The sequence below is a fragment of the Streptomyces venetus genome (assembly GCF_039540295.1).
Taxonomy (GTDB): domain Bacteria; phylum Actinomycetota; class Actinomycetes; order Streptomycetales; family Streptomycetaceae; genus Streptomyces; species Streptomyces venetus.
The window spans coordinates 149,761-163,977 of sequence record NZ_BAABET010000009.1; the positions used below are offsets into that span (position 1 = coordinate 149,761).

General features: G+C 72.0%; 9 protein-coding genes. 1 reads left to right on the plus strand and 8 read right to left on the minus strand.

Annotation, left to right across the window (positions count from 1 at the left end; all coding sequences use genetic code 11):
- Positions 1-190: 190 nt before the first annotated feature.
- From ABEA82_RS28060 to pgsA, 8 genes are all read right to left on the minus strand, one after another.
- Positions 191-772, minus strand: a complete 582-nt coding sequence (locus ABEA82_RS28060) for a hypothetical protein (protein WP_345664473.1) — start codon at positions 770-772, stop codon at positions 191-193.
- A gap of 2 nt (positions 773-774) precedes the next feature.
- A complete protein-coding gene (locus ABEA82_RS28065) occupies positions 775-4,680 on the minus strand; it encodes a hypothetical protein (protein WP_345664660.1) in 3,906 nt (1,301 codons plus the stop codon).
- A gap of 232 nt (positions 4,681-4,912) precedes the next feature.
- The gene (locus ABEA82_RS28070; RefSeq protein WP_345664474.1) at positions 4,913-6,004 is read right to left on the minus strand and encodes a hypothetical protein; all 1,092 of its coding nucleotides are present in this window, start codon (positions 6,002-6,004) and stop codon (positions 4,913-4,915) included.
- Positions 6,005-6,061: 57 nt separating this feature from the next.
- Complete coding sequence (locus ABEA82_RS28075) at positions 6,062-7,696, minus strand: AbfB domain-containing protein (RefSeq protein WP_345664475.1); 1,635 nt, start codon at positions 7,694-7,696, stop codon at positions 6,062-6,064.
- A gap of 561 nt (positions 7,697-8,257) precedes the next feature.
- Positions 8,258-8,800, minus strand: a complete 543-nt coding sequence (locus ABEA82_RS28080) for a LemA family protein (protein ID WP_345664476.1) — start codon at positions 8,798-8,800, stop codon at positions 8,258-8,260.
- A gap of 117 nt (positions 8,801-8,917) precedes the next feature.
- Positions 8,918-10,081 carry a glycosyltransferase family 4 protein gene (locus ABEA82_RS28085; RefSeq protein WP_345664477.1) on the minus strand — a complete coding sequence of 388 codons (1,164 nt, stop codon included), beginning with the start codon at positions 10,079-10,081 and terminating at the stop codon, positions 8,918-8,920.
- On the minus strand, positions 10,078-10,986 hold the full coding sequence (locus tag ABEA82_RS28090) for a phosphatidylinositol mannoside acyltransferase (protein WP_345664478.1): 909 nt from the start codon (positions 10,984-10,986) through the stop codon (positions 10,078-10,080). The genes ABEA82_RS28085 and ABEA82_RS28090 overlap by 4 nt, the downstream gene beginning before the upstream one ends.
- Positions 10,983-11,738: a phosphatidylinositol phosphate synthase gene (gene pgsA, locus ABEA82_RS28095; protein ID WP_345664661.1), complete on the minus strand. Its 756-nt coding sequence runs from the start codon at positions 11,736-11,738 to the stop codon at positions 10,983-10,985. Before pgsA ends, ABEA82_RS28090 begins: the two co-directional genes overlap by 4 nt.
- A gap of 227 nt (positions 11,739-11,965) precedes the next feature.
- On the opposite strand from pgsA, the gene ABEA82_RS28100 reads away from it, so the two are divergent.
- Positions 11,966-14,164 (plus strand): elongation factor G-like protein EF-G2, encoded by a 2,199-nt coding sequence (locus ABEA82_RS28100; RefSeq protein WP_345664480.1) that lies wholly within the window; start codon positions 11,966-11,968, stop codon positions 14,162-14,164.
- Positions 14,165-14,217: the final 53 nt, after the last annotated feature.

Genomic DNA, 14,217 nt, shown 5'->3' on the forward strand with positions numbered 1-14,217 from the left:
GGTGACCTCGCTGAGGGGAAAGGGGGTTTCTGCAGCAATGAGGAAACGTGAGGGGGGCGGGCCACAGCAAGGGCCAATGGGAGGCCGGTGGATCGTTTTTCTGTCCCGGGCATGCCGAGGGCCCCGCCGAACCCGGTGGTTCGGCGGGGCCCTCCGCCCGGAGGCCTCGCGGGGACGGACCGAGCGGGTGTCAGAGCGGACGGGCGGGAGAGAGCAGGGTCAGGCCTGCTCCGGTCTCCTCACTCCTCAGCTCCGGCGACGACCTGAGGAGCCTTCCCTTGAGCGGGTCGCGCACGAGCACCCGGTCCGCGACGGCCGGCAGCACCTCCCCGTCGTGGAGCACCGCCGCGTCCCAGTCGTCGGGGTCACTTCGACCCCGTCGATCGACGATCACCGCGCGGGTGGGCGTGGGAAGTCCCCTCGCCGCGGCGAGAACGGCCGCCTCGACCGAGTCGGCCTGTTCCGAGGTGAGGCCGTCCACCCACAGCGTCTGGATCTCGCACCCCCACGGCTCGTACGTGTATGTGTCGACGACATCGACATCCTGGGAGATCCACCAGTCCATCGTGAGGGAGGCGACACGCAGCCCCAGAAGACGGCCCAGCTCGTCCGGAGGCATCAGGACGTGTTCCCCCTCGACGTCGAGCACCACGGCCGCACCACTCACGGGGTGCACGAGACCGATGCCGTGCGCCCGGAAGAGTTCCACCTGCTCGGCGAAGACCGGCGTGGCCCCCGACTCCCGGTACCAGCGGATGAATCCGTCAGCCATGGCTAGCAGCTCGGCAGCGTGAAGATGTGCACATTTTCTTCTCCGAAGACCCTCTTGGCCTGCTTGATGGCGGATTCCGGTGTGTTGTCGGCCAGGTAGTAGATCGCCTTCACCCCGGCCTCGTCGGCCGCGTACTTGTTGATCTTGAGGGCCTTGCCGAACTTGGACGGGTTCGCGGCCTTGGCGCCACCGCCGACGAAGATGTACTCGCCGTTCGGCCCGATGACGTCGAGACCACTGGATCCCACGTTGGGCATGACGATCGGGATGTCTTGCCCGTTCTCTCCCTTGGCCACCTTTCCGCCGACGAGCTTAGCGATGAACTCCTCGCGCGCGAGGCCCAGATCTCCCGCGTCACCGCCGCCGCCCCTCACCACGGCCGAACGCTGCGCACCGCCGGCCGACCGCGCGGAACGCTGCGGAGCGGAACCGCTCTTCTTCCTGTCGGTCACACAGGCCGGAAGCTTCTTCCATACGTCCTCGAGGATTTTCTCGCCCTTGTCGACGAGCTTCTTGGCCTTGGCCGACTTGTCCAGGAAGTCCTTGATACCCCAGATGGCCTTGCCGATCTTCGGCAGCTTGCCGACGAGCTTGGCGGCCTTCGCCCAGGGCAGGTTGCTGACGACCGCCCACAGGCAGGTGGAGATATCCGGATCGTCCCAGCACTCCTTGATCTCCTCGGCGGCGAGTTCGACGAGGAGTTCGGCGCCGTTCTCCTTCAGATAGTCCAGCAGGTCCTTCTGCGCGAGCGCCCGGGCCGCCTCGTACTCCGCCTCGCTGATGCCGGCGGCTTCGAGCGCCTTGCGCTCAGCCTCCTCCAGGGAGTACGGGTCGCCGTTCTCCTTGCTCCGGGCGGCCTCCTCGCGCTCCTTGCGCTCCTGCTCGCGCTGGTACTCCTCGGCTCGTTTGGCCGCCTCGTCCGCTTCCTTGGCATAGGTGCCGGCGTTCTTGGCGGCGGTCTCGGCCGACTTGGCGTGCTCCTCGGCTGAGGTGGCGAGCGTGTCGGCGTCGGCGGCGTCCTTCTCCGCCTGGGCGGCCGCGCCCTGGGCGACGCTCGCTTCCTTCTCGGCCAGGGTGGCGGCGCTGCTCGCGGCCGCGGCGTGGTTCTCCGCTTCCGTGGCGGCTCCACGGGCGCGTGCGGCCTCGGCCTCCGCCTGGGTGGCGGCGTTGCGGGCCGCCGCCGCGTCCGCGAACGCCTCGTTGGCGGCCTGTCGGGCGAGTTTCGCGTCGGCCTGCGCCTGGGCGTCGGCCTCGTTGGCCCGGGCAGCCGCGGCTCGGGCCTTGGCTCCGTCCTCGGCGGCCTGCGCCGCGGACTTCATCGCGGCCACGGAGGAGCGTGCCGCGTCCGCGGAGGAACGCGCCGCTGCCGCCGCCGCCTTGAACGCGGGGCCCACCTCGGCGTTGGCACGCGCGGCTGCGGCCTCGGCCGCGTCGGCGGCCTTGACCGCCTCCGCCGCTCGGGTCTCGGCCCGGGTCACCTCCGCCTGGCCCATCGCCAGGGCGGCCTGGGCCACCTCCGCGGCGAAGTCGGCGTTCACGTCCGTGCCGGTGAACGGCGCGGTGAGCTGGATGGCGGTGTTGGCCGGGTCGGCGATACCGGCGGCGGTGGTGCGGGCGGAGGTGGCGGCCTGGACGGCGATGGTGGACTGCAGACGCGCCATCGCCGCTTCCCTGGTGGCGCCGTCGGCTTCCTCCCGGGTGCGGTTGGCCGCCTGGAGGGACTGGTTGGCGTGGATGGCGGCCAGCCCGGCGAGCCGGGAGGCCTCGTGGGCGGCGATGCCGGCCCGGGCTTCCTGCGCGGTGGCCTCGGCCGCCTTGGCGTTGGCCCGCTGCGTCGCCGCGTGCGTGGCCGCGGCCTCGGACTCCGCCTTGCTCGCCGCCGCGTTCGCCGCGAACGCGGCGGCTTCGGCCTTGTTGGCGGCGGCGTTGGCCCGCGCGGCGTGCGCGGTGGCCTCACTGGCCGCCGCCCGCGCCCGCGCGGCCGCACCGGCGGCCTCGATGGCCGCGGAACGCGAACGCACCGCCGCCGAGGACGCCTGGTCGGCTGCGCCACGGGCCGTGCCGGCGGCCGTGCCGGCCGCGTCCGCGGCGGACCGTGCCTCGGTGGCGGCCGTACGCGCGGTCTCGGCGTGCTCGGTGCCCTTCGCCTTGGCGGCCAGCGCCTCGGTCGCCCTGGCCCGGGACTCCTCCGCCTTGTGGACGCGTTCGGCCTCCACCGCCTTGTTCCGGGCGTTGCGGGCCTTGGTCTCCTCGCCTCTGGCCAGTTCGTCGGCCTTGGCGGCGATGCCCTCCTGGGTCTGCGCGGTGGCCCGCTTCTCCGCCGCTTCGGCCGCGGCGGCCTGTGCGTCGGCCCGCTTGGCCGAGGCGGTCCGTGCTTCGGCCTCGGCACGCGCCCGTGCCTGAGCGGCCACGTCGCGTTCCCGTTCGGCACGCGCCCGTGCGGCCGCCGCCAGGTCGCGCTCGCGTTCGGCGATCTGCCGCTGCTCGGCTGCGATCTTGGCCTGGCGCTGCGCCTCGACCCGCGCGGCGCGCGTCTTCTGGGCGTGCTCCCATGCCTGCTTCTCGGCCTGCTCGGCATCGATCCTGGCCTGGCGGGATTTGGCCGCCGCGTCCGCCGCGATCTTCGCCTGCTTGGCCGCCGCCTCGGCGAGCCGGGCCGCCGCCTTCGCGTGCTCCTCGGCGTTCTCCCGCCACTTGGCGGCCTGCCGCGCGTGCAGTTCGGCCTGGTTCTTGGAGTTCAGCCCGGCGGCGTCGGCGGCCGACGCGTCCACCGCATGCTGCGCGGTGGCCGCCGCCTTGGCCGCCGCGTCCGCCGCACCCGCGATACCGGAGGCGACCTCCGACCACTGGACACCGTGGGTGAGCCCCGTCTCGACCAGGACATCGGCCTGCACCTTGGCCTGGCCCGCCGCCACCTGCGCCTGCTTGGCAGCGTCCTCGGCGATACCGACCTGCCGGGCGATCTCGGTCTTGACGGGCCCGTAGTCGGACAGGCGCTTGCCGGCCCGGTCGGCGGCGAGCATCCGGTCGGCCTCGCGGGACTGCGCGCCCGCCGCGCTCATCGCGTTCGACGCGGTCTTGAGCGCCTTGACCGCGTTGCCGTGCGCGGCGATCAGCTTGGTACGGGCACCGGCGGCCGTGGCCGCCTTCTCCGCCAGCTCGCGCAGCCGCTCCGCCGCCTCCAGCGCCTCCTTCTGCGCCTTCTCGTGCGCGGCCCGGTCGTCCGCGTCCTTCTGCGCGGCGACCAGATAGCCCTTCTCCAGGAACTCGGCGATCACCTTGTCGTCGCCCGTGGCCAAGGCGGCCTGCGCGGCACCCTTCACCGCCGGGCCGCCGACCGCGACGAGCATCTCGACCCGCTTGCGGTTCTCCGCCGCGCGTTCCTTGTCGTTCTGCTCCGTCGCCTTGTCCCGCTGCCGCGCGATCTCGGCGCCGAAGGCCAGGAAGTCGGCGCGGTCGCGGGCCGTGCCCTTCAGGACCCGCTCGGCCTCCGCGTTGAAGAACGGACCGCCCGTGCCGCGCATCGCCTCGATCTGACGGCGGTTGGCGACATCGGCCGCGTCCCTCTTGTCCTTGGCGCGTTGCCGCGCCTCGGCTTCTCCCCGCTCCAGGAAGTCCCGGATCGCGTTGGGATCCGTACTCTCCAACGCCTTCCTGGCGGCCTCGCGGACTTCCTCCTCCTCGTCGAACTCCGCGAAGTCCTCCACCAATTGCCGGTCGCGGTCCGCACTGATCTCGTCCAGTGCGGAATGCGGCCGCGCCGGGTCGGTCGCCGCCTTCGGTAATCCGGCCAGAATCCGGGTCAGTTCGACGCTGCCCGGCTTCTCCTGTGTGACGGCTCCGGCTTCCCCGGTCACAGTGCCGAGGACGGCCAGCGCCATGACGGTCGACACCGCCTTGCCCATCATGCCGGGCACGCGCCGGCGTAATCTTCCGGATCTCGGCCGGAATCTCTTTCTCATGGGAACTCCTTCAATAAGGGGACAGGCCAAAGGAATTCGGCAAAAACAAGCCCCTGCCCTCGATACGCGGGCAGGGGTGATCGGGGCCTCGGCCGCGCAGCCGGCAGCGTTACGGGGCTGCCGTGCGGCCGAGGGCCCGGTGGGCCGGCCCGGCACGGTGTTCGCCGGGCCGGCGGCGTCAGCCCTTGACGCGGTTCTCGCTGTCGCGGGCCCGGTCCGCCATGTCCTTCCAGAAGGCGGCCGTCCGGGCGGCCTCCGCCTGCTCCGCGGCCCAGTCGCCCTGCCGGGCCTCGGCCGGCGCGGCGATCTTCTCCCAGATGGCGTCCGCGCTCTCCTTGGACAGCCGGGCGATGTTCTGCCAGCTCTCCGCCTGCGCCCTGGCCGCCTCCTGCTCGGCCAGCCAGGCCGTCTGTGCGCCGTCCGCGTGATCGGCGACCGCCCGCCAGGCCGACTCGGCCTCGGCACGTGCCTTCGCGGCGTCGGCCGACGACTTCAACGCCTCCTCGGCGGCCACCGCCTGGGCAATCAGCGACGACAGCACGTGCTGGCGCCGCACCTCCCCGTCCGCCACCCGAAGCCGGTACGCCTCCACGTCCAGCGCCGCACCCGTCGCCCAGCCGTAGCCGAAGAACTCCGCGACATCCGCGTCCGTGGAGCCGGCCCGCAGCGCCCACTGCGCCGCCACCCGCACCTGCTCGCCCGGATCGCTCTCCGCGACCACTCGCACGAAGGCACGGTCCTTCTCGGCCACCTCCAGACGGCGCTGCGCGTCAGCCTCCCGCAGCACACGGTCAGCCTGCTGGGCCTCGGCGTAGCCGGTCTTCACGAACGCGGCCCGATCGGCGTCGGTGCCCTTCAGCGCCCGCTCGGCGGCCGATCGCACCTGCGGGGAGAACGCCACCGGATGCGTGCTCACCACCCGCTCGCAGAACGCCCGGTTGCGGGACCGCGCGTCACGCAGGCGCTGCTTCGCCGCGTCGTAGCCGCCCCCGGGGGCCAGCCACTCGGCGATGGCCGCATCGCCGCGCGTACTGCGCAGCGCGTTCCATGCCGAGGTGCGGATCTCCGCGGGCAGGCCCGACTTGGCCAGCCGCAGCACCCGCGCCCGCGCCTCGTCCGCCGCGGCGGCGGCCACCGGCGACGACGCGTCGGCCGGGTCGGCGGCCCGCACGGCGGTGTACGCGCGGGCGGGCGCCGCGGGCAGAAGCACACCGCCCCCGGCCAGCACCCCGGCCACCAGCGCGGACACGGCCCATCTCTGACGTCTCACGCCGTGACCGGCGGAATCTGCCACCACTGCTGCTCTCTCCCCTGGGCCGGTGTCTCGTCAGGGCGCCAGCGGTGCGCTGATACGCCAGGCCGCCGGGCGTACCGGCTGGGCTTCGCCCGGCTTCCCACCGGGCAGGGGGAAGGAGAAGTCGGATCGGGCGTAGACCTCGGTCGTCGTGGGAGCGAGCCAGTTCACGCCGCTACCGGCGGCCTGCGAGAAGGACATGCCGTTGAGCGGGGTGGGCAGTGGCCGCGGAGGGAACGGCTTGGTGCACCACGTGGCACTCTTCCGGAAGGTGGCGCTCCGGTCGTCCGCGGCGATCTCCACACGCAGCCCGTTCTTCTCGGCCTTGCCGCTCCTGATGTAGTAGCCGGGCTTGCGCACGGACTCGAAGGAGTAGCAGCCGGGCCGGCTCGCGAGAGAGGGCACGACGACCCAGGTGGCGTCCTCGCGGTCGGCCGGTGCACTGGTGCTCTTGAGGGTGTCGTTGAGGACGACCTTCCCACGGTCCGCGCCGGACTGGCGCGCGTACTCACCGCCTCCCCACGCTCTGAGGGACTGGCGCTTGAGCCGGTACTGGGTGTCCGCCTTCAGGAAGACGGCGACATCGTCGTCGCTGCCGGCCAGGGCCTTCTTGGCCGCGGCGACGAGGTTGGGGTTGACACCGCCGTTCTCGGCGGCGGCCTGTATCTGGAGGGCGAGCTTGCGGTTCGCCTCGGCGAGCTTCTTGCGCCGGTTCTCGTCGTCGCGCTTGTACGCGGCGTCGGCGCCGGTGTGGATGTACGCCTTCCACACGGCCGGGTCGGAGCTGAGGGTGGCCCGCTGCCCTTCGGCATACAGCTCGGTGCCGTGCAGGTCGGCGGCGGCCAGGCGGAGCAGCTCGCGGATGAAGTTGTCGTCGCTCAGCCCGAGCATGGCCTCGGAGGGAGTGATACGGAACAGGGCCGCGGCGTTCTTGCGCGCGGCGATCTCCTTGCGGCGCTCGGCCTCCAGGCGATCCTTCTCGGCGAGGTCCTCGAGCTCCTTGGCCACGTCCCGCTTGTGCGCCTCGCGGGCGCCGTTGACGATGAACTCGTGCCAGTCCGCCGGCTCACCGGCCAGCGCCTGCAGTGCCGCGGCCCGCACCTCGGGACCGGACGCCTCGTGCCTGGCGACGGCCCGGATGAAGTTGTCGTCGCTGAGGGCCAGCAGTTCGGGGGTGCTCGGGATGCCGACGGTGAGCAGGACCTGGGACTTGGCCAGCCGGGCCGCCCGCTCTGCCTCGGCCTTCTCCCGCTCCCGCTGCTGGTCGAGCCGGTACGCCTCGTGCACGCCGGTCACGATGAAGTTCACGTGGTCCTCGTCGACCGTGCTGGCCATCGCCTGCTCGGCGGCGGTGCGCACCGTGTCCAGCTTCTCGCCCGCGTCGCTGGCCTTCTGCCACAGCGCGTGGATGAAGTCGTAGTCGCTGAGCAGGAGCACCTCGGCGGTCGGGTCGAGACGGACCACGGCCGCGGCGTCGACGCGCTGGGCGTCGGTCGTCCCGATGCCCGCCACGCGGGCCACGACGTCCGATGCCGGGACGTCCGGAGCGCTGTCGGCGAATGCTCCGGGCGCGACAGTGCCGGTCACGGCCGCGAGAGCGGTTGCGGTCACGAGGCCGCGCGTCATGATCCGCCCCATACCTGCGGGAGCGATGTGCTTGCTGTTCATGGATGTAAAGGAACCTTTCTGCCGCCACATACGGGCAGCCCGTCAGATGAGCAGGGCGGGGCAGGGGTATGCGGCTGCCGACGCTCGGTGAGCGGGCAGCAGCCATGGCGAAGCAGGGGCAGGCGGACAACGGGTACGCCGTCGTTCAGTGATACGCGGACACGAAGTCGAAAACCCTGAATCAGGAGGCGGCCTCAAGAAACCGAAGACACGAAGTCCTGCGAAAACGGCCGGCCCGAAAAGCGCGAAGCGTTACATGGAAAGACAGATGCCTATCGCGCCACGGGCCTAAGACGCACTCGGTGGCGCAGCAGTACAGACGTCCGCATTTGAGTTCCCCCGCAGAAATAAGAGCACCTAGGGAGCGCCCGGTCCGACGGAGCATCACCGCCCCTGTCGGTCCCCTCCGGCACGCTGCCCGGCCATGCTGGTCAGGCTGGCCGCCAAGACGTTAACCCACTTTCACCGAGGCACGCAATGATTTTGTGCCGCACCGAATGAGGGCTGTTTGGGATGAGCAGAAACAAGCCGATTCTTAAAACTGCGGGCAAGCAGAAACGTCTAGGCCGCCCGGTCCACCAGGGCTGCCGGAGGCTCGTCGTCCATTTCGAAGGCCATGGGGAACGGGGCGTGGCCGGCCAGGCGGAACCAGCGCACCTTGCGGTGCCGGCGCAGGGCCCGGGCCGCGCGTACGGCGTCGTTGTGGAAGCGCCGGGCCATCGGCACCCTGCGGACGGCCTCGGTGAGCTCCCGGGCCGCCTCCTCTCCCCCGGGCGCCTCGCGTACCGCCTCCACCTGCGCGGACTCGGCGAACACGGCGCGCAGGGCCTGGCTCAGCTCGCTCTCCGAGACCTCCCGCTGCTCCTCCTCGGCCTGCCGGGCGGCGTGGGCGGCCTCGTACAGGACGATCGAGGCGGCCGGATCCAGGACCCCGGACGTGGCCAGTTCCTGCGCCACCGAGGCCCGGCGCAGCAACTGCGCGTCCAGGGCGGCCCGGGCGGCGTCGATCCGGGCGTGGAGGCGGTCGAGGCGCCCGGCGGTCCAGCTCAGGTAGAGCCCGATCGCCACCAGGGCCACGGCGATCCAGATGAGAGTGGTGGTCACGGGCGGCAAGGCTAGCGTCAGGGCCGGTCCGTCCGTGCACCCCGCCCCGTCCGGCGCCGACGGACGACCGTCCGGCTCCTGGTGCGAAGTGGCTCGAAATGCACCCGCGCCCCGGCGTCAGTCCCGGGCGAGCCCCAGTCTGGCCCGCAGCCCCGTCGCCCGCTCGTCCTCGGCGACCGCCGCCGCTCCCGCCGTCACCGTCTCGTACACGGACAGGATGTCCGCGCCGACGGTCGACCAGTCGAAGCGCCGTACGTGGGCGCTGCCCCGCTCGCGCAGTTCCGCGCGGCGCACCGGGTCCGCCAGCAGCCGCACGGCCGCGTCGGCCAGGGCGTCGGCGTCCTCGTTGGGGAACAGTTCGCCGGCCTCGCCCCGGTCCAGGACCTGGGCGAAGGCGTCCAGGTCGGAGGCGAGCACGGGGGCCCCGGCGGACATGGCCTCGACCAGGATGATGCCGAAGCTCTCCCCGCCGGTGTTGGGTGCGACGTACAGGTCGACGCTGCGCAGGAAGCGGGCCTTGTCCTCGTCGCTGACCATGCCGAGGAACTCGACACGGGAGCGCAGCTCGGCGGGGAGCGTCTCCACGGCCTCCTCCTCGTCGCCGCGTCCGGCGACCAGCAACCGGGCCTCCGGGCGCGCGGCGAGGATCTTCGGCAGGGCCCTCATGAGCACCGGCAGTCCCTTGCGGGGCTCGTCGATGCGCCCGATGAAGCCGATCGTCTCGCCCTGCCACTCGGCCTTGGGCTCGGCCTTGGCGAAGAAGTCGACGTCGACGCCGTTCGGGATCACCACCGCGTCCCCGCCGAGGTGCTCCACGAGCGTGCGGCGGGCGTACTCGCTCACCGCGATCCGCGCGCTGATCTTCTCCAGCGCGGCCTGGAGGATCGCGTACGCGGCGATCATCGCCCGGGAGCGCGGGTTGGACGTGTGGAACGTGGCCACGATCGGGCCCTGGGCCGCCCAGCAGGTCAGCAGGCCGAGCGACGGCGAGGTCGGCTCGTGGATGTGGATCACGTCGAACGCGCCGTCGTGCAGCCAGCGGCGTACCCGGGCGGCGCTGAGGAAGCCGAAGTTCAGCCGGGCCACCGAGCCGTTGTACGGCACCGGCACCGCGCGTCCGGCCGAGACGACGTACGGCGGGAGGGGGGTGTCGTCGTCGGCGGGGGCGAGGACGGACACCTCGTGACCGAGGCGGATGAAGTACTCGGCGAGGTCACGGATGTGGAACTGGACGCCACCCGGTACGTCCCAGGAGTACGGGCAGACGATGCCGATCCTCACGAGGTCCCCTTCGCAGGGTCGAGATCCGCGAGCCACAGCCGCTGCAGCATGTGCCAGTCCTCCGGATGGTCGGCGATGCCTGTGGCGAAGGCGTCGGCCAGCGCCTGTGTCATGACAGACGTCTTCTCGGCGCGCGTGCCTGACTCGGGCACCTCGACGGGCGGATGGACGCGGCCCCGCATCACGGGCGAGTCGTCGTACCAGAGCGTGACGGGCAGCAGCAGGGCGCCCGTCTGCTGGGCGAGCAGGGCCGGTCCGGCCGGCATCCGGGCCGTGTCGCCGAAGAAGCCGACCTCGACGCCGGAGGCGGACAGGTCGCGGTCGGCGACCAGGCAGACCAGACCGCCGTCGCGCAGCCGCCGGGCCAGGGTGCCGAAGGCGGTGCCGCCGCTGTGCGGCAGGACCTCCATGCCGAGCCCCTCGCGGTAGGCGACGAACCGGTCGTACAGCGTCTCGGGCTTCAGGCGCTCGGCGACCGTGGTGAACGGGATGCCCAGCTTGGTGGTGACCCAGGCGCCGGCGAGGTCCCAGTTGGCGAGGTGGGGCAGGGCGAGTATGACGCCCCGGCCGGCCGCCATGCCCTCGGTGAGGTGGTGCAGGTCCTTGGGTTCGAAGCCGTCCCGGATGCGCTCCTTGCTCCAGGCGGGCAGCCGGAACGATTCCATCCAGTAGCGCAGATACGACCGCATGCCCGCGCGCGAGAGCTCGGCGAGGCGCTCGGGGCTCGCGTCGGGCACCACGCGCGCGTAGTTGCTCTCCAGCCGTCGCACGCCCTTGCCTCGCTGCTTCCAGGCGAGGTCGGCGATGGTCTGTCCGAGCCGTACGGCGACCGGCTCGGGGAGCTTCTTGACCGTGCTCCAGCCGAGGCCGTACAGCGCGTCCGTCAGCCGGTCCTGTGCGCTCACGTGGCCGCCTCGCTCCCGTGAGAGGCGTTGTGCTGCTTGCCCTCATTGTCCTGCGCGCCATCGGCCTCCTCGGCCTCGGCGGACTCCCGGCGGACCGTGACGACCCGCTGGATGAGGGTGACGAGACTGCCCACGGCGACGATCCACAAGGCGATGGGCAGCAGGTACTGGATGCCCGGTACACCGAACTTGTGCAGGCCCGCGAACCCGGCCGCGACCAGCGAGATCACCAGCCGCTCGGCACGCTCGACGAGCCCGTTGACGGCGACCGGCAGGCCGATCGACTCGCCACGGGCCTTGGTGTACGACACGACCTGCCCGCTGGCCAGGCAGAAGATGGAGACGGCGCACAGGACGAGGTCGTCGCCCCCGCCGGCGTACCAGAGGATGAAGCCGCCGAAGATCGCCCCGTCGGCGACCCGGTCGAGCGTGGAGTCCAGGAAGGCGCCCCAGCGGCTGGAGCGGCCGAGCTGACGGGCCATGTTGCCGTCGACGAGGTCGGAGAACACGAAGAGTGTGATCACGACCGTGCCCCAGAAGAACTCGCCCATGGGGTAGAAGACCAGCGCGCCCGCGACCACACCGGCGGTGCCGATGAGCGTGACGGTGTCGGGGCTGACGCCCCGCCGGATCAGAAACGCGGCGAACGGTGTGAGGACACGCGTGAAGAATGCACGCGCGTACTTGTTCAGCATGGCCTTCCCGAGGGTCGGTGTCGCCGTCTGGCCCCTGCTGGCCACCGGCTGGCCCATCGTAGCCACGCGGGCGTGCGGGCGACGGCCGGGACCCGAGGCCCGTGTCACGGCTCGACGGAGCGCGAGGCGGGGCGCGGCGCGGGGCGCGATCACGTCGTTCGTATGGACGCACCGTGACAGGAGTGGAAAGCTCGAATAACCGCGGGCGTCGCCGGAGCCGCACCGCACGCGGATCCCGCGTGTCCGCGCCCACAGTGACCTCACCGTGCACGGGAGGCAGGATCATGGGCGACAAGGCACAGACACACCCTGGGGCCGCCGGCAGGGCACAGGCGGCCGACCACCCCCAGTCCGTACGGAATGTGGTGCTGGTCGGCCACTCCGGATCGGGCAAGACCTCGTTGGTGGAAGCCCTCGCGCTCACGGCGGGGGCGGTGAACCGGGCGGGCCGTGTGGAGGACGGCGGCACCGTCTCCGACTACGACGACATCGAGCACCGGCAGCAGCGCTCGGTGCAGCTCTCCCTGGTGCCCGTCGAGTGGGACGGCATCAAGGTCAACCTTCTCGACACCCCCGGATACGCCGACTTCGTCGGTGAGCTCAGGGCCGGTCTGCGGGCGGCGGACGCGGCCCTCTTCGTCGTCTCGGCCTCGGACGGCGTGGACGGCTCGACCCGCATGGTGTGGGAGGAGTGCGCGGCCGTGGGCATGCCGCGCGCCATCGTCATCACGCACCTGGAGGCGGCGCGCTCCGACTTCGAGGAGATGACGCGGACCTGCGCGGAGGCCTTCGGTGCGGACGACCCGGACGCCGTCCTGCCGCTCTACCTGCCCCTGCACGGCCCCCAGGCACCGGACGGGCACGCGCCCGTGACCGGCCTGATCGGGCTGCTGTCGCAGAAGCTGTTCGACTACTCGACCGGCGAGCGCAAGGAGTCCGAGCCGGGCGAGGACCAGCTGCCGCTGATCGAGGAGGCCCGCAACCGGCTGATCGAGGGGATCATCTCGGAGAGCGAGGACGAGACCCTCATGGACCGCTACCTCGGCGGGGAGCCGGTCGACGTCGGGACACTGATCGAGGACCTGGAGCGGGCCGTCGCACGAGGTGTCTTCTTCCCCGTCCTGGCCGCCGCCCCCGCGGTCGAGGGCTCCCGGCAGGGACTCGGCACCGTGGAGCTGCTGGAGCTCGTCACCCGCGGTTTCCCGACGCCGCTGGAGCACGAGACGGTGCGCGTCACCACCATCGACGGCAAGCCGCGCGAGCTCAAGCCGTGCGATCCGGACGCGCCGCTGGTCGCGGAGGTCGTGAAGACGTCCTCCGACCCGTACGTCGGCCGGCTGTCGCTGATCCGTCTGTTCTCCGGCACCCTGCGCGCCGACCAGACCGTCCACGTCTCCGGGCACGGGCTGGCCGACCGCGGGCACGAGGACCACGACGTCGACGAGCGCATCGGCGCCCTGTCCACGCCGTTCGGCAAGCAGCAGCGCCCGGTGTCGCACGTCATCGCGGGCGACCTCGCGTGCGTGGCCAAGCTCGGCCGCGCCGAGACCGGCGACACCCTGTCCGCCAAGGACGACCCGCTGCTCATGGAGCCGTGGCAGATGCCCGATCCGCTGCTGCCGCTGGCCATCCAGGCGCACAGCAAACCGGACGAGGACAAGCTCTCCCAGGGCCTGGCCCGGCTGGTGGCCGAGGACCCCACGATGCGGCTGGAGCAGAACCAGGACACCCACCAGGTCGTCCTGTGGTGCCTCGGCGAGGCGCACGCGGACGTCGCCCTGGAGCGGCTGCGCAGCCGCTACGGCGTCCAGGTCGACGTCGTACCGCACAAGGTCTCCCTGCGCGAGACCTTCGCGAGCAAGTCGGCAGGGCGCGGACGGCATGTCAAACAGTCCGGCGGGCACGGTCAGTTCGCCATCTGCGAGATCGAGGTGGAGCCGCTGCCGGGCGGTTCGGGCATCGAGTTCGTGGACAAGGTCGTCGGCGGCGCGGTGCCGCGGCAGTTCATCCCGTCGGTGGAGAAGGGCGTACGGGCCCAGGCCGCCAGAGGAGTCGCCGCCGGGCATCCGCTCATCGACGTGCGCGTGACCCTCCTGGACGGCAAGGCGCACTCGGTGGACTCCTCCGACGCCGCGTTCCAGACGGCCGGCGCGCTCGCGCTGCGGGAGGCGGCGGCGGACGCGAAGATCCATCTGCTGGAGCCGGTGGCCGAGGTGTCGGTGCTGGTCGGTGACGACTTCGTCGGCGTCGTGATGAGCGATCTGTCGGGGCGGCGCGGCCGGTTGCTCGGCACCGAACAGACACCCGGCGGCCGCACCCTGATCCGGGCGGAGGTGCCCGAGATCGAGATCGGCCGGTACGCGGTCGACCTGCGGTCCCTGTCGCACGGCACGGCACATTTCAGCCGCCGGTACGCGCGGCACGAGCCGATGCCGCCGCAGGTCGCGGACCGGGTCCGTGAAGAGGTGCGCAAGGCCTCGTAGTTGGCGCCCGGCGCCGCCGACTGCCCCGTGGGGGCTTCTGTGCGCCTCGGCGG